Origin of the sequence: Burkholderia sp. SJZ089 (assembly GCF_007828315.1) — a bacterium.
GTDB lineage: Bacteria > Pseudomonadota > Gammaproteobacteria > Burkholderiales > Burkholderiaceae > Burkholderia > Burkholderia gladioli.
This window is the reverse complement of sequence record NZ_VIUM01000004.1, coordinates 258737-275131: the sequence shown is the minus strand read 5'-3', so window position 1 is coordinate 275131 and position 16395 is coordinate 258737. Positions and strand designations below refer to the sequence as shown.

The 16395-nt window shown below is 67.1% G+C and carries 20 protein-coding genes; 17 read left to right on the top strand and 3 right to left on the bottom strand.

All coding sequences use genetic code 11. From position 1 onward, the window contains the following. Positions 1–13: 13 nt before the first annotated feature. Entirely contained in the window at positions 14–559 is a 546-nt protein-coding gene (locus FB600_RS09500) for a sugar ABC transporter (protein WP_098152090.1), read from the bottom strand. Positions 560–725: 166 nt separating this feature from the next. Between FB600_RS09500 and FB600_RS09495 the strand changes: the two genes are divergently transcribed. The 4 genes from FB600_RS09495 to FB600_RS09480 all read left to right on the top strand — a co-directional run bounded on the left by FB600_RS09495 (position 726) and on the right by FB600_RS09480 (position 3599). Next, on the top strand, positions 726–1649 hold the full coding sequence (locus tag FB600_RS09495; RefSeq protein ID WP_046574446.1) for a LysR substrate-binding domain-containing protein: 924 nt from the start codon (positions 726–728) through the stop codon (positions 1647–1649). A gap of 174 nt (positions 1650–1823) precedes the next feature. Next, the gene (locus FB600_RS09490; RefSeq protein ID WP_096752832.1) at positions 1824–2450 is read left to right on the top strand and encodes a glutathione S-transferase family protein; all 627 of its coding nucleotides are present in this window, start codon (positions 1824–1826) and stop codon (positions 2448–2450) included. Positions 2451–2454: 4 nt separating this feature from the next. Beyond that, entirely contained in the window at positions 2455–3096 is a 642-nt protein-coding gene (locus FB600_RS09485) for a glutathione binding-like protein (protein WP_145756633.1), read from the top strand. A gap of 65 nt (positions 3097–3161) precedes the next feature. Further along, positions 3162–3599, top strand: coding sequence for a VOC family protein (locus tag FB600_RS09480; RefSeq protein WP_145756631.1), 438 nt, complete (start codon positions 3162–3164; stop codon positions 3597–3599). A 111-nt stretch (positions 3600–3710) separates the two neighbouring features. Here the strand turns inward: FB600_RS09480 and FB600_RS09475 are convergent, their stop codons facing one another. After that, positions 3711–4031: an ArsR family transcriptional regulator gene (locus tag FB600_RS09475; protein WP_145756630.1), complete on the bottom strand. Its 321-nt coding sequence runs from the start codon at positions 4029–4031 to the stop codon at positions 3711–3713. Beyond that, positions 4028–5503 (bottom strand): PLP-dependent aminotransferase family protein, encoded by a 1476-nt coding sequence (locus FB600_RS09470; protein WP_145756628.1) that lies wholly within the window; start codon positions 5501–5503, stop codon positions 4028–4030. The genes FB600_RS09475 and FB600_RS09470 overlap by 4 nt, the downstream gene beginning before the upstream one ends. 166 nt (positions 5504–5669) lie before the next feature. On the opposite strand from FB600_RS09470, the gene FB600_RS09465 reads away from it, so the two are divergent. The 13 genes from FB600_RS09465 (at position 5670) to FB600_RS09410 (ending at position 16390) form a co-directional block, all read left to right on the top strand. Beyond that, the gene (locus tag FB600_RS09465) at positions 5670–8000 is read left to right on the top strand and encodes an FdhF/YdeP family oxidoreductase (protein WP_105820902.1); all 2331 of its coding nucleotides are present in this window, start codon (positions 5670–5672) and stop codon (positions 7998–8000) included. Between the two features lie 183 nt (positions 8001–8183). Beyond that, positions 8184–9092, top strand: coding sequence for a bestrophin family protein (locus FB600_RS09460; RefSeq protein WP_098152084.1), 909 nt, complete (start codon positions 8184–8186; stop codon positions 9090–9092). 486 nt (positions 9093–9578) lie between these two features. Continuing rightward, complete coding sequence (locus tag FB600_RS09455) at positions 9579–9992, top strand: hypothetical protein (protein WP_096750899.1); 414 nt, start codon at positions 9579–9581, stop codon at positions 9990–9992. Positions 9993–10118: 126 nt separating this feature from the next. Next, entirely contained in the window at positions 10119–10493 is a 375-nt protein-coding gene (locus FB600_RS09450) for a hypothetical protein (protein ID WP_098152082.1), read from the top strand. Between the two features lie 13 nt (positions 10494–10506). Further along, entirely contained in the window at positions 10507–11127 is a 621-nt protein-coding gene (locus FB600_RS09445; RefSeq protein WP_096750897.1) for a hypothetical protein, read from the top strand. A 29-nt stretch (positions 11128–11156) separates the two neighbouring features. Continuing rightward, positions 11157–12077, top strand: a complete 921-nt coding sequence (locus tag FB600_RS09440) for a hypothetical protein (protein WP_096750896.1) — start codon at positions 11157–11159, stop codon at positions 12075–12077. A 2-nt stretch (positions 12078–12079) separates the two neighbouring features. Continuing rightward, positions 12080–12697 carry a DUF4255 domain-containing protein gene (locus tag FB600_RS09435; RefSeq protein ID WP_096750895.1) on the top strand — a complete coding sequence of 206 codons (618 nt, stop codon included), beginning with the start codon at positions 12080–12082 and terminating at the stop codon, positions 12695–12697. Continuing rightward, positions 12688–13269: a hypothetical protein gene (locus tag FB600_RS09430; protein WP_096750894.1), complete on the top strand. Its 582-nt coding sequence runs from the start codon at positions 12688–12690 to the stop codon at positions 13267–13269. Before FB600_RS09435 ends, FB600_RS09430 begins: the two co-directional genes overlap by 10 nt. 28 nt (positions 13270–13297) lie before the next feature. Beyond that, entirely contained in the window at positions 13298–14896 is a 1599-nt protein-coding gene (locus FB600_RS09425; protein ID WP_098182808.1) for a phage tail sheath C-terminal domain-containing protein, read from the top strand. Between the two features lie 29 nt (positions 14897–14925). Then, complete coding sequence (locus FB600_RS09420) at positions 14926–15372, top strand: phage tail protein (protein ID WP_096750892.1); 447 nt, start codon at positions 14926–14928, stop codon at positions 15370–15372. A 13-nt stretch (positions 15373–15385) separates the two neighbouring features. Beyond that, on the top strand, positions 15386–15742 hold the full coding sequence (locus tag FB600_RS09415; protein WP_096750891.1) for a hypothetical protein: 357 nt from the start codon (positions 15386–15388) through the stop codon (positions 15740–15742). Beyond that, a complete protein-coding gene (locus FB600_RS37140) occupies positions 15742–15918 on the top strand; it encodes a DUF6760 family protein (RefSeq protein ID WP_013690021.1) in 177 nt (58 codons plus the stop codon). The genes FB600_RS09415 and FB600_RS37140 overlap by 1 nt, the downstream gene beginning before the upstream one ends. Position 15919: 1 nt before the next feature. Next, complete coding sequence (locus FB600_RS09410) at positions 15920–16390, top strand: phage tail protein (protein WP_096750890.1); 471 nt, start codon at positions 15920–15922, stop codon at positions 16388–16390. The last annotated feature ends 5 nt before the right edge of the window (positions 16391–16395 follow it).

The following is a 16395-nucleotide window of genomic DNA, read 5'->3' as shown; positions in this document are numbered from 1 at the left end:
TCCTCGTCAGGGTCTATTCGTTCATTTCGGCCCGCAAGCCGGGAACGCGCCGGAGCTGTTCCGTGATCGGCACATAGGCGTGAACGCCCTCCGGAAGGCCGGCCGCCAGCGCAGCCGCGTGCCGCGGCAATACCGCGAGCCAGCGGCGCTCGGGAACCCGATCCAGCGCCACGGCATGCATGGCCGAGGGCACGACGCCCAATCGGATCAGCGGCGTGGGACCGCTTGCGCAAAGCAGCAGGACTTCGTCGGCATCGACGGCCGGCGCCGGACCGGTATCGCCGTGCAGATTGCGATGCCAATCAGTGATGTGCTGCTGCCATCTGGCGAAATTGCCGCCGCCCTTGCGCCGATATTCCTCCCCGCCCAGCACCTCGGGGCCCTCGATCGTATGGATGGCCAGGTAGACGGGACAGCCCGCGCTGATCGACCTGAAGCGCTGCGAGGTATGAAAACCGCTGACCGAGATGAGCGCGGGAAGTTTTTCAAGACTGTAGAAGTCGTTCCATTCGGCTTCGCTGCCTGGATCGGCAAAGCTGCATTCGACGGTATAGATCATCGGCTCGTCCTTCGTGACGGATGCGCACCCTGGCGCCGACGTGGCGGCTTCAGTGCAGTGATGTCATGCTAAGCCGGCATCTTTGCCGTGAATAACGAGTTAAAGTCACGCTTCAGTGATATTTGCTCAATCTGCTATCGATCACATTCCGCCGGGAGAGCTTTCCATGCGACGCAGGATCCCCAGCAACTCCGCGCTGCTGGCCTTCGAGGCCGCGGCCCGCCACGGCAGCTTCGCCCGCGCGGCCGAGGAACTGGCGCGTACCGAGGGCGCCGTGAGTCGGCAGATCGGCCGATTGGAGGCATTTCTGGGCGTCGCGCTGTTCGAGCGCGTCGGCAACCGGGTGCGGCTCGCGCCCAACGGCCTGAGATACGCGGCGCAGGTTCGCGAAACGCTGGATCGGCTGGAACGCGACAGCCTGTATCTGATGGGACAGCCCGTCGAAGGCGCCAGCATCGATATCGCCGCCATCCCGACCTTCGCCACCCGCTGGCTGATCCCCCGGCTCAAGCATTTCCAGGATCGGCATCCAGGCGTCACGGTGCATATCGCCGAGCGCATGGACCCCTTCCTGCTGGCGGGCAGCGGTTTCGATGCCGCCATCCACTTCGAGCATCCCGCATGGACGGGCATGCACCTCCATGCGCTGCTGGAGGAGGTGCTGGTGCCGGTCTGCAGTCCGGCGCTGCTCGCTCGCGCCGGCGCGGACCGGTCGCTGGATGCCCTGCCGCGTCTGCACCGGCGGCAAAATCCGCACGCCTGGCAGATCTATGCGCAGGAATCCGGCATCGCGCTGGGCAATTCGGCGATCGGCGCGCGCTACGACCTGCATGCCATGCTGATCGAGGCGGCGCTTGCCGGCTTGGGGGTTGCCCTGGTGCCGCGTCTTTATGTCGAGGCCGAACTCGAGCAAGGGCGCCTGATTGCGCCCTGGCCCGACGGCAAGGCGGTCAGCAAGAACTTCTGCCTGGTGCTTCCGGAGCCGATCGAATTGAGCGCGGGGCCGGTGCGGGCGTTCGCGGAATGGATAATCGAGGCCGCACGAGAACCGGCGGCCCGAGCGCACTCGGGCCTGGATTTCGCAGCCTGATGCGCCAGGCGCCGCTCGTCCAGGGAGCCATCATCGGCGGCTCACCGAACCGGTTGCCACCGCCGCCAGGAAAGCCGGAGAATACGCGCACCATCCCGCGCCCAGCGGATGGCGAACCTGCACGATGCCGGCCCCGCGCCGTCGATCGGCAGCACAAAACCTGGGGACACCAACATGATCACCATCTGGGGACGTGCCAATTCCGTCAACGTCCAGAAACTGCTGTGGATTTGCGACGAGCTGGCGCTGCCCTACCAACGCATCGATGCCGGCCTGCAGTTCGGGCGCAACACCGAGGCCGACTATCTGGCGATGAACCCGACCGGCAAGATCCCGACGCTGGTCGACGGCGATCTCGTGCTGTGGGAGTCGAACTCGATCCTGCGCTACCTGGCGATGCAATACGGCGCGTCCAGCCTGCTTTATCCCTCCACGCCGCGCGAGCGCGCCGGCATCGACCGCTGGCTCGACTGGTCGCTGTCGACCCTGCAGCCGGCCGAGCGGCCCGTGTTCTGGGCGATCGTCCGCACGCCTGCCAGCGAGCGCGACGAGGACAAGCTCGCCGCCGATATCGTCAAGGCGGCGACGGTGTGGAAGCTGCTCGACGCGCAACTGGACGGGCGCGACTTCGTCGAGGGCGAGTCGTTCACGATCGCGGATATCGTGCTCGGCGCGTTCGCCAAGCGATGGTTCGGCTTGCCGGGTGTGCAACGGCCCCCGATGCCGAACCTCGAGCGCTGGTACGCGTCGCTCGCGACGCGCGCCGGTTTCACCAAACATATCGACCACGACCTGAGCTGAACCCATGACCCCCGAACCGATCGCGCTGTATGCCTGGAACACGCCGAATGGCCGCAAGATCAGCGTCGCGTTGGAAGAAATGGCCGTGCCCTACGTGGTTCGCCCCGTGAATATCGCGAACCGCGAGCAATTCGCGCCCGAATTCCTGGCGATCAGCCCGAACAACAAGATTCCCGCCATCGTCGATCCGCAGGGCCCGGACGGTCGCCCCATCAGCGTGTTCGAGTCCGGCGCGATCCTGCTCTACCTGGCGGAGAAAATCGGCAAGTTCCTGCCGGCCAGCCTGCGCGACCGGGTGCCGGTGATGGAATGGCTGATGTGGCAGATGGGCGGATTCGGCCCGATGCCCGGGCAGGTCCATCACTTCATCGCGCTCGCCTCGGAAGACGACCGCCGCTACGGCCTGAAGCGCTTCTCGGACGAAACGCGCCGGCTCTACGCGGTGCTCGACGCCCGGCTGGCCGGGCACGAATACGTGGCCGGCGCGCTGTCGATCGCGGACTTCGCCATCCTCGGCTGGGCCTGGCGGCACGAGCGGCACAAGGTCGACCTGGCCGACTACCCGAACGTGCGGCGATGGTACGAGGCGCTGTTCGAGCGCCCCGCGGTGAAACGGGGCTTCGAGGTCGCGCTCGACGCAAGCTGAGCGCGGCGGGCTGCGCGAAACCTGCCGGCCGCGGCCGCGAGCCGGATCGACAGCAAGGAGGCGTCATGACAGTCAAGCGCATGGACAACGTCGGCATCGTGGTGGAAGACCTGGATGCCGCGATCGGCTTCTTCACCGAGCTCGGCCTCGACCTCGAAGGGCGCGCCCCGATCGCGGGAGATTGGGCGGATGGCGTTACCGGCTTGCCCGGCATGCGCGTCGAGATCGCCATGATGCGCACGCCGGATGGCCATGGCCGGCTCGAACTGTCCCGCTTCCTCGCGCCGCCCGTCGCGGCGGACCACCGCGCAGCGCCGGTCAACGCGCTCGGTTACCTGCGCGTGATGTTCACCGTGGAAGATATCGACGATACGCTGGCCCGCCTCGGCAAGCTCGGCGCGCAACTGGTGGGCGAGGTGGTTCGCTACCAGGACGTGTATCGGCTCTGCTATATCCGGGGCCCCGAAGGCATACTCGTCGGCCTCGCCGAAGAGCTCGGCTAGCAGCGCGGGCGGCCGAGCCCATCGAAGCCGGGCGAGCCTCACCAGCGCAATGCGACGCGACGCGGCGCGGGGCGACCGCAAGGGCCGCCCCGCCGCCGCCAAGGTCCGCGCCTAGCCCTGCCCGCCGAACAGCGCCTCGCTCAAGCCGATTCCTTCCTCGGTCAGCACCGCATGACCGATCCCCTCCTCGTTGAGCTCGGTCTTCGTGATCCCTGCCGCGTCGAGCTCGGTGAGCGTGCGCCGCAGCGTGCTCATCGGCACCTGCGAGCGCTTGCTGAGCTTGGCCAGCGACCAGGCGCGCCCGGGCGTCTCGCTCAGCGCGTCGCGCAGGCAGCCCAGCACCGCGACGATCACCGGATCGAGCCCGTCCTCGCCCTCGTCTTCCGGCGGCTCGCCGCCGCGCGCCTCGTCATGTCCCGCATCGATCGTCATCGTGTCTCCTCCTGATCCTGTCCGCGTCGTTTGCCTGCCCTGGTGTCGCCGCCCGCCGGCATCGCCGCCGCCACCAGCCGGCCCAGCGTGCGCACCGCTTCCTCGATCTGCGCCGACCACGGATAACTGTAGTTGAGCCGGATGCAGTGGCGATAGTTGCCGGTGGTCGAGAACATATGCCCCGGCCCGATGGTGATGCGCTCGGCCAGCGCGAGCTGGTATAGCGCGATCGCGTCGCAGCCCGGCGGCAGTTCCACCCACAGCACGTAACCGCCCGCCGGCTGCGAGACGCGCGTGCCGTCGGGGAAGAAGCGCCGCACCATCGCGCCCATCAGGTTGGCCTGCTGCGCGAAGGTCTTGCGGATCCGGCGCAGATGATGGTCGTAGCCGTCGTGGCGCAGGTACTCGGCGATCCCCAACTGGTCGAGCGCGGGCGTGGCCAGCGTATTCAGGAACTTGAGCTTCTCGACCTGGTCGCGGTAGCGCCCCGGCATCGCCCAGCCGATCCGGTAGGCCGGCGACAGGCTCTTCGAGAACGATGCGCAATGCAGCACCAGCCCGCGCCGGTCGAAGGACTTCAGCGCGCTGGGCCGGGCCTCGCCGTAATACAGCTCGTGGTAGACGTCGTTCTCGATGGCCGGCACGTCGTGGCGCGCCAGCAGCTCGACCAGCGCCGCCTTGCGCTCGTCGCTCATGCGAAAGCCGAGCGGGTTCTGGAAGTTCGGCATCACCATGCAGGCGGCGATCTTCTCGCGCTCGAGGATGCGCGCCAGCGCATCGAGATCGATGCCGTCGACGGGATGGGTGGCCACCTCGATGGCGCGCATGCCCAGCCGCTCGATCGCGTGCAGCATCGCGTAGAAGGTGGGCGATTCCACCGCGATGGTGTCGCCGGGCCGCGCCACCGCCTGCAGGCACAGGTTGATCGCCTCGGTCGCGCCGATCGTCACCACGATCTCGTTCGGATCGACGGCGATCCCGCGCTCGCCGTAGCGCCGCGCGATCTGCCGGATCAGCTCCGGGTTGCCGGGCGGCAGGTCGTCCATCACGCCCCAGCGCGTGCGCCGCCGCGCGATGCCGTGCATGTGGCGCGCGATCCGCTGCGAGGGGAACAGCGCCGGGTCCGGATACGGCGAGCCGAGCGGCACCGCGTCGTCACGCGCGATCGAGCGCAGCGTGGAGAGCACCAGCCGGCTCACGTCGACCGTCGAGGACACCGCGATCGGCGTGCTGGCATGCAGCGCCGGCCGGTCGGCGGCCTGCTCGCGCTCCCGCACGAAGTAGCCCGATTGCGGCCGGCTCTCGATCGCGCCGCGGCTCTCCAGCACCAGGTAGGCCCGCACCACGGTGGTGATGCTCAGGTCGTGCTGGCGGCTCGCCTGGCGCACCGAGGGAATCCGCTCGCCCGGCAGGTAGACGCCGCGCCGGATCATCTCGTCGATCTCGTCGGCCAGCTTCTCGTAACGCTTCATGCCGCCCCTTTTGTGAGCAAACGCAAGCACAGTGCTCGCCATCTGTTATCCAGAAAACGGAACTGTACTCTTTTTGCGATGGATCAGGTGTGCACCCATCTTATGTTGCACTGCGTCTAATCTGCTTCCATCGCCGCTGGAAGCGGCTTCCGACACCCGAGCAGCCATGAAGAAGAAAGCCCCCGTCCCGCGCATCGAGCCCTACCACCATGCGGCCGCCGGTTGGGGCGCGGTCAAGCAGGTGGCGATCAACCTGATCAAGGAACGCGTGGCGGGCGGCAACTACCGCACCCTGTTCCGCCAGAACCAGCCCGACGGCTTCGACTGTCCCGGCTGCGCCTGGCCGGATCGCCAGCATGCCTCGACCTTCGAATTCTGCGAGAACGGCGTGAAGGCGGTAGCCGCCGAGGCCACCTCGAAGCGCGTGGGCCCGGACTTCTTCGCCGCGCACACCGTCACGGCCCTGCTCGAGCAATCCGACTACGAACTCGAGCAGCACGGCCGCCTGACCGACCCGATGGTCTACGACGCGGCCAGCGACCGCTACCTGCCGATCGCCTGGGACGCGGCCTTCGCCCTGATCGCGCGCCACCTGAAGGCGCTCGACGATCCGAACCGCGCCGCCTTCTACACCTCGGGCCGCGCCAGCAACGAAGCCGCCTTCCTCTACCAGTTGCTGGTGCGCCGCTTCGGCACCAACAACTTCCCCGACTGCTCGAACATGTGCCACGAGGCCACCAGCCGCGGGCTGCCGGCCACCGTCGGGGTTGGCAAGGGCACCGTCACGCTGGAGGATTTCGAGCACGCCGACCTGCTGATGATCTTCGGCCAGAACCCGGCCACCAACCACCCGCGCATGCTCGGCGAGCTGCGCGAGGCGGCCAGGCGCGGCGCCACCATCGTCTCGATCAACCCGCTCAAGGAACGCGGCCTGGAACGCTTCTCCGATCCGCAAAGCCCGATCGAGATGCTCACCATGGGCAGCACGAAGATCTCCTCGCGCTTCGTGCAGCCGGTGATCGGCGGCGATTTCGCCCTGCTCAAGGGCCTCGCCAAGCGCGTGCTGGAGTTCGACGACGCGGCCGTGCTGGCCGGCCGGCCGCGCGTGCTCGACACCGCCTTCATCGACGAGCACACCGCCGGCTTCGAGGCCTTCGCCGACGACCTGCGCGCCGAGAGCTGGGCCGCGCTGACCGCCGAGAGCGGCGTGTCCTACGAGCAGATCGATTCGCTGGCCGAACTGTATGCGAACAGCGAACGCGTGATCGCGACCTGGGGCATGGGCATCACCCAGCACAAGCATTCGGTGCAGACCATCCACATGCTGTCGAACCTGATGCTGATGCGCGGCAATATCGGCCGCGAGGGCGCGGGCCTCTGCCCCGTGCGCGGCCATTCGAACGTGCAGGGCAACCGCACGGTCGGCATCGAGGAAAAGCCGACCATGGACTTCCTCGACCGGCTCGGCCAGGTCTACGATTTCGAGCCGCCGCGCCATCACGGCTACGACGTGGTGGAAACCATCGAGGCGATGCTGGAGGACAAGCTGAACGTGTTCATCGGCCTGGGCGGCAACTTCGCGATGGCCACGCCCGACACGCCGCGCACCTGGGACGGCCTGCGCCGTTGCGCGCTGACGGTCCACATCACCACCAAGCTGAACCGCAGCCACCTGATCCACGGCCGCGACGCGCTGATCCTGCCCACCCTCGGCCGCACCGAGATCGACCTGCAGAACGGCGTCTCGCAAGGCGTGACGGTGGAGGACTCGATGAGCATGGTGCATGTCTCCTACGGCATGAACAAGCCGGCCTCGCCGAACCTGCTGTCGGAAACGGCGATCGTCGCGCGCATGGCGATGGCCCTGTTCGGCCCGCACGACAGCGTCGACTGGCAAGCCTACATCGACGATTACGCGCGCGTGCGCGACGCGATCGAGGCGGTGCTGCCGGGCTTCGAGAACTACAACGAGCGCATCGCGCAGCCGCGCGGCTTCCACCTGCGCGTGGCCTCGCGCGAGCGCGACTGGATCACGCCGAACAGGAAGGCGAACTTCGTGGCGCACCCGATGCCGACCGACACCCCGATCCAGCGCGCCCGCGCCCTGCACGGCGAGAAGCTGCTGACGCTGATGACCACGCGCTCGCACGACCAGTACAACACCACCATCTACGCGCTCGACGACCGCTATCGCGGCGTGTTCGGCCAGCGCCGCGTGGTGTTCGCCAACAAGGACGATCTGGCGATGCTGGGCTTCGAGGCCGGCGATTGGGTGGACCTGGAAACGGTCTGGCACGACGGCATCGAACGGCGCGCCGACGGTTTCCTGCTGGTCGAATACGACATCCCGCGCGGCTGCCTGGGTGCCTACTACCCGGAAACCAATCCGCTGGTGCCGCTCGACAGCACGGCCGACATCGCGAACACGCCCACCTCGAAGTCGATCCCGGTGCTGATGCATCGCTCGGTGACGGCCGCCACGCGCGCGGCGGCCTGAGGCACGAGCGCGGGCGTCGTCGCGCCGGCCTAACGGCCGAGGCGACGCCGCCCGCGCTTAGTCGGTCCCGCTTCGCCGGTCCCGAACCCGGGAACCCCACGCCCCCCCCACCGCGATTCGTCGGCGCGAGGTCCCGTTTCTGGTCGTGTTGCCTGCCTCACCCGTCGCACCGGAGTTGCCGTCATGATCATTCGCCCACGCGAACACTGGTTCCGGATGCTGTTCGTCTGGAATGGCTCGGTGCTGCAATCGATCCTGCCGCAGCTCGCGGTGATGACCGTGATCAGCCTGCTGGCCCTGCTCACCGACGGCCGCATCCTCGGCACCAAGGTGCCGCTCAATCCCACCCCGTTCACGCTGGCCGGCCTGGCGCTGGCGATCTTCGCCGCGTTCCGCAACAACGTCAGCTACGACCGCTACTGGGAAGCGCGCAAGCTGTGGGGCGGCGTGCTGACCTCGACGCGCGCGCTGGTCTCACAGGCGCTCTCCTACGGCGGCACCGACGACGGCGCCGCCTTCACGCGCACCACCATCGCCTTCGTCTACGCGATGAAGCACCAGTTGCGCCATACCGATCCGGCCGAGGATCTCGCGCGCTATCTCGACGCGGACTGCCTCGCGCGCATCGAGGCGGCCCATTTCAAGCCGGTGGCGATCCTGCACGCGCTGCGCCGGCAGCTTGCCGAGCGCCAGCGCGCCGGCAAGCTCGGCGACACGCAGCTGTGGATGCTCGACGCGCAGCTCGACGAGCTGGGCGCGAAGCTGGCCGGCTGCGAGCGCATCGCCTCCACGCCGATCCCCTTCCCCTATCACGTGCTGCTGCACCGGACCATCTATTCGTACTGCGTGATGCTGCCGTTCGGGCTGGTCGATTCGATCGGCTTCGCCACGCCCTTCGTGTCGGTGTTCGTCTCATACACGCTGATCGCGCTCGACACCATCGCCGGGCATATCGCCGAGCCCTTCGGCACCGGCCCGCATCATCTCGCGCTCGACACGCTGACGCGCCAGATCGAGCGCTCGCTGCTCGAGATCGCCGGCGAGCCGCTGCCCGACGAGATTCCCACCGACTCGCGCTACCACGCATCCTAGGCACCGGCCCGCGGATGCGGGCCTGCCGGCCACGACACTCTGCAGTACGAATGAATCGCGGTGCCGCCGACCGGCGCGCGCCGCGCATGCCCACGCCTTTTCCCACTTCATTTTGATATCAAGCTTTCAATTCGAAATAAACCCTTCCTAATCGCAATTCGCGTCAATCCGCTTACAGCCAGAATAAATTTCAACCTGTCACTTTCTTCGAAAAAATTGGATAGGCAGTTATATTAAAGATCCCGTCAAATCCCCGAAAACATCAAACTTTTTTAAGCAAAAACCCGAATCAAAAACAATTTGCATCGGTGTTTGTTAACCGCTATTGTCTAGCTGCACCACGACACACCCTCGTTTTTCAGTAATCAAACTAACGCTATTCCGGGGCGGCAACGGCGATTCGATCTGCTTCGCGACACGCGTGGAGAAATGGATACCGAGGGCCATAGACCAGCTGGGTCGAATATATAGAGAGGGTTGAAGACCATGAGCACGACCGATACGCCGAACTACGCGAACGTGACTTTCTCCATCACCAACGCGCAGCCTTCCCAGACCATCATCATCGACATGGACACCTCGGACCACGACGTGGCGTGGAGCACCGGTGCCGACTTCAGCGGCTCGCCGGGCATCAGCATCGACATGACCTCGGGCGAGGAGCTGCCGCTCACGGGCTTTCGCATCACCGCCTCGGAGATCCGCGTCGAGACCTCCGGCGCGGGCTCGGGCGGCCAGATCGGCTTCAACCTCAAGCTGTTCGCCGCCTATCTGCAGGGCACCAAGGACCTCACGCTGAAGTCCTCGTCCGATTCGGGCATCGTGGTTAAGGTATCGATCAACGAACAGGTCTCCCAGGTCGTCAACTCCACCTATTCGGATTTCCGGATCAACGGCTGAGCCGGCCCGCGCGGCGCGATACCGGTTCCGGCCTGCCGGAACCGGTCGGGGATATTCGGGGGCGGCCATTCGTTTTCATCGGCCAATGGCATCCCGGCACGGGCAATATATGCGGAGACCTTGAAAATGAACTATACGATTTCATTTACGTTCCGGACCGATTCCTCGCAGGACCCATTGTCCGCGCAACTGGGTTTCAATTCGCCCAGCGCGATTACCCTTACCGGCAATGAAGCGGTCCAGCTTTCCTCCTCGACGGATTCGCTCCCTCCGCTCGAATACCTGATCGTCCAGCAATCGAAAATCGCGGTGCAATCCCATGGCGCGACCGGCGGCAATACCGTTTCGGTCAATGTCTCTTTCTCGACCAGCGGCAGCGCGATTGCCGGCACCATGAAATTGCTCGGCAATGCGTCGGCGAGCGTCCATTATCAATTCGTCGGCTACGCGAATGCGGGCAGCATCCAACCGGGCAACTTCACGATCCCGCTACCCAACTGACGGAACCTGCCTCATGGACAGGAAAGACAAAACCGCCGGCCGGGATACCGCCGGCGGCAAGGCCAGCGCTTTGCCCGTCGAAGCAGCCCGCGCCGCCGCGCCGGAAGCCGCGGCGGCCCCGTCACGCGCGCCCAGCCCCGAGGCGCTGCGCGCGGCGATCGCCAGCGAGCGCGATTCGCTGCCGCCGCGCGCGCGGCGCACCGTCGAGGGGCATCGCGTCGCGAATCCGTCGCATGCGCTGAACGCGCGGATCTATCGCGACGTCGCCGTCTTCAAGCCGGTCACGCTGAGCTTCGCGAACCTGCGCGCCAACAGCAATGCCTTCCTGAGCCTGCGCGCCGACCAGCAGGCGATCTGGAGCGACGGTGCCGGCCGCCAGCAGGTCGGCCTGTCGCTGTCCTGCGTCAGCGACCCGGTGATGTACCTGAGCCAGTTCCTGGTCAACGCGCGCGAGATCATGCTGCAGACCAGCCAGGACGTGCGCGAGATCCGCGTCTCGCTGTACCTGCGCACCGAGCAGGAGGCCGTGCTCGGGCGCGTGATCCTGCCGCCCGGCGCGAGCGTGACGCTGCAGGCCCGCGACGACCGCAGCACCCTGATCGGCATCAGTTCGTTCGCCCTCGCCCTCGATTGACGTCCATCGACCCGCCCGGATCTTCCGCCATGACGCCCGACACGACCGCCGCCCCGACCACCGCCGAGCTGCCGGCCAGCAGCGGCCACCCCGACGACGCGCCCGGCGGCGCCGCGCGGCCGCCCGCCGGCCCGGACGAGAACTGGCGGCTGATGCCGGTGCAGCTCGAATTCCTCGACGTCGCGCCGAACAGCAACCTCGGCATCCACTTCACCACGGCGGGCGTGGCCTGGTCGCTGGGCGACCGCGCCGGCGACAGCATCGGCTTCTCCTACAACCTGGCGGTATCGAGCGCGAGCGGCGAGCCCTGCCTGAGCGGCATCGAGTTCAACGACGCGATGCTGACGCTGCGCACCGGCGACATCGCCGGCGGCCTGGCGCGCTTCACGCTGACCCTGTTCCTGGCGGTCCACCCGGAAGTCGACTACCTGCAGGGTTACTGCACGCTCAACGAGGAAGCGGTGATCCAGGCCAGCTTCGGCGCGCAGGCGCCGATGCAATGGCACAACGGCCGCGTCAGCGCCACGCTGTCGGGCTACGGCGGCTGCTACCGGCCGATCTGCCTGACCGTGCGCGGCGCCCTGCCCGGCAACCGGATCGACGTGCTGGTGAGCACCAAGAAGGGCCTGGGCAAGGTCAGCTGGTCGCTCGGCCCCGACTTCAGCGAGGCCGGCGGCGTGCTGTTCGCGAGCCAGAACGGCCAGTTGCCGCTGCAGTCGCTGTCGTTCGGCAACCACGCGCTGTCCTTCGTGACGGCCGCGGGCAAGGACGGCGGCGGTGCCGGCACCGCGCTGGAGTTCTACCTGAACGCCTTCATCACCTGGACGCCCGACGACCTGAACCACGTCTACCTGCGCACCACCTCGGACAGTTCGATCACCGTGCTCGCCCAGGTGCACAACCGCCAGCCGCAGGTGGTCAGCCAGACCGACACCGTGTTCACGCTGTGACCATGGCGCCGACGTCGATCGACAGCGGCCAGGTCCTGAGGGCGGTCAGCGAATCGCTGCGCCGGCTGATCCGCGCGCGGGTGCCCGAGCTCGCGGCCGAATCGGCGATCGTGTTCGACTCGCCCGGCGAGATCGACGCGCCCGACGAGACGCGCCTGTCGCTCTACCTGTACCAGACCGAGATCAATGCGGCGCTGCGCAACCTGCCGCCCTCGCTGACGCGGCGCCCCGGCGCGAGCCCGCAACCGGCCGCGCTGACCGTCACGCCGGCGCCGCTGGTGGTCGACCTGACCTACCTGATCGTGCCTTACGGCAAGTCGGCCGAGATCGAGCTGGTGCTGATCGACCGGCTGATCCAGTTGTTCCACGACGTCGGGCAGTTGAGCGGCGCCCTGCTGCAGCCGCTGCTGCGCGCCACCGGCAACGATCCGATCGACATCGTGCCGGAACACGACTCGAGCGAGCAGTTGCGCAATATCTGGGCGGTGTTCCCGAACAAGACCTACAAGCTGACCAAGATGTACACGCTCACGCCGGTGCGGATCCCCTCGGCGCTGACGCTGCAATCCGACTTCGTGGTGAACGGCGAGCTGGCAGCCGGGGAGCCGCCATGGAACTGAGCGCGGTGGTGCAGGTGATCGACGGTTTCAGCCTGGCGCCGCTCGAGGGCCTGCGCCCGGCCTTCACGCTCAACGGCCAGCCCTGCCGGCCGCTCGACAAGCGCGACGGCTTCTACGCCTTCGGCGGCCTGCCGCACGGCGCCTACCGGCTGGTCGCGGCCGCGCCGCCGTTCTTCGCGCAGCAGGTGGCCTTCGAGGTGCCGCTCGCGCTGCCGCTGGCCGAGGCGATCGTCTCCTGCGTGCTGGAGCCGGGCCCGCTCTACCCGTTCCCGCCCGGCACCACCCTGGTTCGCGGCCAGGTGCTGGCGGCCGCCACCCGCCAGCCGCTGGCCGGGGTGCAGGTCGAGGCGCGCTACGCAAGCGCGCGCGGCGAGGCGCGCCAGGCCGCCACCCGGACCGCCGGCCTGGGCCGCTACGACGGCCGCTACGCGCTCGCGCCGCGCGGCCGGCTGGCACCCGGCACCGCCGTCGTGCTGAATTTCAGCAAGGCCGGCTACGCCAGCGCGCAAGCCGAGCTGAAACTGGATCCCGGCGCCATGCAGTACCTGGACATCGCCATGCGCCAGGCGTGATTGACCCTTACCGCAGAGAGACACGATCTTGGCCACCAACTACTATCATCCGGGCATCTATATCCAGGAGGTGCCCAGCGCGCGCACCATCCAGGGCGCCTCCACCTCCACGCCGGCCTTCATCGGCGTGACCGAGACCGGGCCGATCAACACCCCGACCCTGATCACCAGCTGGAACGCCTACCAGCGCGTGTTCGGCAACATGGTCTGGAACGGCATGGTGTCGTGGGCGGTGTACCAGTTCTTCGCGCTGGGCGGCGCGCTCTGCTACGTGAGCCGCGTGCCCGACACGGCCGGCACCGGCAAGCAGGCCACCGCCAGCGCCGGCACCCTGAAGCTGACCGCGGTGACGCCCGGCACCTGGCCGAACAATGTGCTTGGCTTCGTGATCAGCAATGCCAACGGCCCCGACACGGCGGTCTCGCCGGTCTTCAACCTCAGCATCGTGATCGATCCGGCCGTGCTGCCGGGCATCACCGCGACCTCCGCCTCGGCGACGCTGGGCGCCTACGTGCTGCAGAACAAGCTCACGCCGCAGCCGCTCAACGGCAAGTCCTACTACGTGCTGGAAACCTACAACGGCTATACCGCCGAGACCGCCAGCACCGCGCTGGCCGCCGCCATCAACGCCAACTCGATCTTCGCGCGCGCGACCATCACCGGCACCGGGCGCCCCGGCAACAGCAAGGCCGCCACGCCCTTCACGGCCGGCGCCGCGCCGACCTGGGACTTCTCCTCGAGCTTCGCGCCGCTGCAGACGGTGCAGGACATCAGCCTGCTGGCGATGCCCGACACCGTCAACATGAGCGACCAGAGCGGCACGCCCAGCCTCACCCAGCAGGTCACCACCATCAATCTCGGGCTCAACTACTGCGAGCAGCAGGCCAGCCTGTTCTACGTGACCGACCCGCCCTACGGGCTGGACGTGCAGAACATGGTCGCGTTCCGCTCCGGCAGCACCAAGACGGCCGCGCTCAACTCGACCTACGGCGCGATCTACTACCCCTGGGTGTGGATCGCCAACCCGGTATCGGGCGCCTCGGTACCGATCCCGCCCTCGGGCCCGGCGCTGGGCCGCTACGCCAACACCGATTCCAGCGTCGGGGTGTGGAAGTCGCCGGCCGGCGTCAACGACGGCGCGCTGAAGACGGTGGTGATGACCGACCTGCCCCTCACCGACGCCGACCAGGACGTGCTGAATCCCGACGGCATCAACGCGATCCGCAACCTGATCGGCTACGGCAACGTGATCTACGGCGCGCGCACGCTGGCCGCGGCCGGCAGCGAATGGACCTACGTCAGCGTGCGGCGCCTGTTCATCTATGTCGAGCAGAGCCTCAAGCAGAGCCTGCAGTGGGTGGTGTTCGAGCCGAACGACCAGACCACCTGGTCGGCCGTCACGCGCGACATCGACGCCTTCCTGACCACCCTCTGGCAGGCCGGCGGGCTGTTCGGCGCCAAGGCCTCGGAAGCCTTCTTCGTGGTCTGCGACGCCTCGAACAATCCGCCCGAGACGCGCGCGCTCGGCCAGATGTACATCGACATCGGCCTCGCGCCGGTCTACCCGGCCGAATTCGTGATCATCCGGATCGCGCAGAAGACCGCCGGCCCGGATTCCGGATCCTGATGCCCCAGCCCTGACCACGGAGCCGCACGATGGCGACACAACTGACCAATCCGTACCGCGGATTTCGCTTCCAGGTGGAAATCTCCGGCATCCAGATCGCTTCGTTTTCCGAAGCGACGATCCCCGACAGCACGATCGAGACCACCGAGTATCGCGAGGGCACCGACCCGACCTACAAGCGCTCGTTCTCGGGCCTGACCACCTACGGCAAGCTCACGCTCAAGAAGGGCCTCACCGACACGCTCGATCTCTACAACTGGCACCAGCTGGCGGTCGCGCAGGGCTCGACCGGCGACACGGTGCAGAAGAACGTCTCGCTGATCCTGCTGGACTCGGCCGGCACCGCCCGCGCGCGCTGGAACGTGATCAACGCCTGGCCGAGCAAGTACGAGAGCACCGGCTTCAATGCCAGCAGCACCGAGATCATGGTCGAGACCTTCGAGCTGACCATCCAGTACATGACCCGCGTTTCCTGACCGGAGCCTTGCCATGAATGTCATCAGCACCGAAATCGAATTCACGCTCCCGATCGGCTATCGCGACGGGGACGGCAACCTGCACCGCAACGGCGTGATGCGGCTGGCCACCGCCGGCGACGAGATCCTGCCGCTCAAGGACCATCGCGTGCAGGCCAATCCGGCCTACCTGGCGATCATCGTGCTGTCGCGCGTGATCGTGCGCCTGGGCAGCCTCGACATGGTCAGCACCAAGGTGGTCGAGGACCTGTTCTCGGCCGATTTCGCCTATCTGCAGGATCTCTACAACCGCATCAACCAGGTGCAGGCCGAGGACAACGTGGTGGCGATGCCGGGGATGGACAGCGCGGGAAAACTCGCCTCCCTGTAGTGCCCGACCAGATCTACGAGGAGATCGCGTTCATCGCGTATCACTTCCACTGGTCGTACAGGGACATCCTGGCGATGGAGCACGCGGAGCGCCGCCGCTGGTGCGAACGGATCAGCCGCATCAACGACACCATGAACAGCGACGAGCGCGAGAAGAGTCTTCGACTGGGGATATGAGATGGCTTTGGGATCGAGCCCCGCGCGGCAGCCGGCCGCCAGCGCCAATCCGTTCATGGCGTACAACTTCTGCATCGAGATGGGCGGGATCCTGGTGGGCGGCTTCAGCTCGGTGGACGGGCTGCAGATCCGCAACGAGGTCAAGACGATCCGCCAGGGCGGCGTCAACGACGTGGAATACAAGCTGCCCGGCCAGGTGATCGGCAGCGACCTGGTGTTCAAGGGCGGCGTGAGCTCGGTCGATCCGCTGTGGAACTGGTTCATGGCGGCCTCGTCGGGCCAGGTGGTGCGCAAGAACGGCACCATCTACCTGCTCGACAACCTCGGCAATACCACCATCGCCTGGAATTTCCTGAACGCCTGGCCGATCGAGTGGCAGGGGCCGCAGATCGACGCCGGGCAGACGCTGGTCGCCACCCAGAGCTTCACGCTCGCGCACGAGGGAATCAGCAAGCGCGGGGGCGGCGCATGAGGCGC

What these genes read in the sequence shown, in the direction of transcription:
- FB600_RS09500 (WP_098152090.1), bottom strand. Translation starts at nt 559, where the DNA reads ATGATCTATACCGTCGAATGCAGCTTTGCCGATCCAGGCAGCGAAGCC.
- FB600_RS09495 (WP_046574446.1), top strand. Translation starts at nt 726, where the DNA reads ATGCGACGCAGGATCCCCAGCAACTCCGCGCTGCTGGCCTTCGAGGCC.
- FB600_RS09490 (WP_096752832.1), top strand. Translation starts at nt 1,824, where the DNA reads ATGATCACCATCTGGGGACGTGCCAATTCCGTCAACGTCCAGAAACTG.
- FB600_RS09485 (WP_145756633.1), top strand. Translation starts at nt 2,455, where the DNA reads ATGACCCCCGAACCGATCGCGCTGTATGCCTGGAACACGCCGAATGGC.
- FB600_RS09480 (WP_145756631.1), top strand. Translation starts at nt 3,162, where the DNA reads ATGACAGTCAAGCGCATGGACAACGTCGGCATCGTGGTGGAAGACCTG.
- FB600_RS09475 (WP_145756630.1), bottom strand. Translation starts at nt 4,031, where the DNA reads ATGACGATCGATGCGGGACATGACGAGGCGCGCGGCGGCGAGCCGCCG.
- FB600_RS09470 (WP_145756628.1), bottom strand. Translation starts at nt 5,503, where the DNA reads ATGAAGCGTTACGAGAAGCTGGCCGACGAGATCGACGAGATGATCCGG.
- FB600_RS09465 (WP_105820902.1), top strand. Translation starts at nt 5,670, where the DNA reads ATGAAGAAGAAAGCCCCCGTCCCGCGCATCGAGCCCTACCACCATGCG.
- FB600_RS09460 (WP_098152084.1), top strand. Translation starts at nt 8,184, where the DNA reads ATGATCATTCGCCCACGCGAACACTGGTTCCGGATGCTGTTCGTCTGG.
- FB600_RS09455 (WP_096750899.1), top strand. Translation starts at nt 9,579, where the DNA reads ATGAGCACGACCGATACGCCGAACTACGCGAACGTGACTTTCTCCATC.
- FB600_RS09450 (WP_098152082.1), top strand. Translation starts at nt 10,119, where the DNA reads ATGAACTATACGATTTCATTTACGTTCCGGACCGATTCCTCGCAGGAC.
- FB600_RS09445 (WP_096750897.1), top strand. Translation starts at nt 10,507, where the DNA reads ATGGACAGGAAAGACAAAACCGCCGGCCGGGATACCGCCGGCGGCAAG.
- FB600_RS09440 (WP_096750896.1), top strand. Translation starts at nt 11,157, where the DNA reads ATGACGCCCGACACGACCGCCGCCCCGACCACCGCCGAGCTGCCGGCC.
- FB600_RS09435 (WP_096750895.1), top strand. Translation starts at nt 12,080, where the DNA reads ATGGCGCCGACGTCGATCGACAGCGGCCAGGTCCTGAGGGCGGTCAGC.
- FB600_RS09430 (WP_096750894.1), top strand. Translation starts at nt 12,688, where the DNA reads ATGGAACTGAGCGCGGTGGTGCAGGTGATCGACGGTTTCAGCCTGGCG.
- FB600_RS09420 (WP_096750892.1), top strand. Translation starts at nt 14,926, where the DNA reads ATGGCGACACAACTGACCAATCCGTACCGCGGATTTCGCTTCCAGGTG.
- FB600_RS09415 (WP_096750891.1), top strand. Translation starts at nt 15,386, where the DNA reads ATGAATGTCATCAGCACCGAAATCGAATTCACGCTCCCGATCGGCTAT.
- FB600_RS09410 (WP_096750890.1), top strand. Translation starts at nt 15,920, where the DNA reads ATGGCTTTGGGATCGAGCCCCGCGCGGCAGCCGGCCGCCAGCGCCAAT.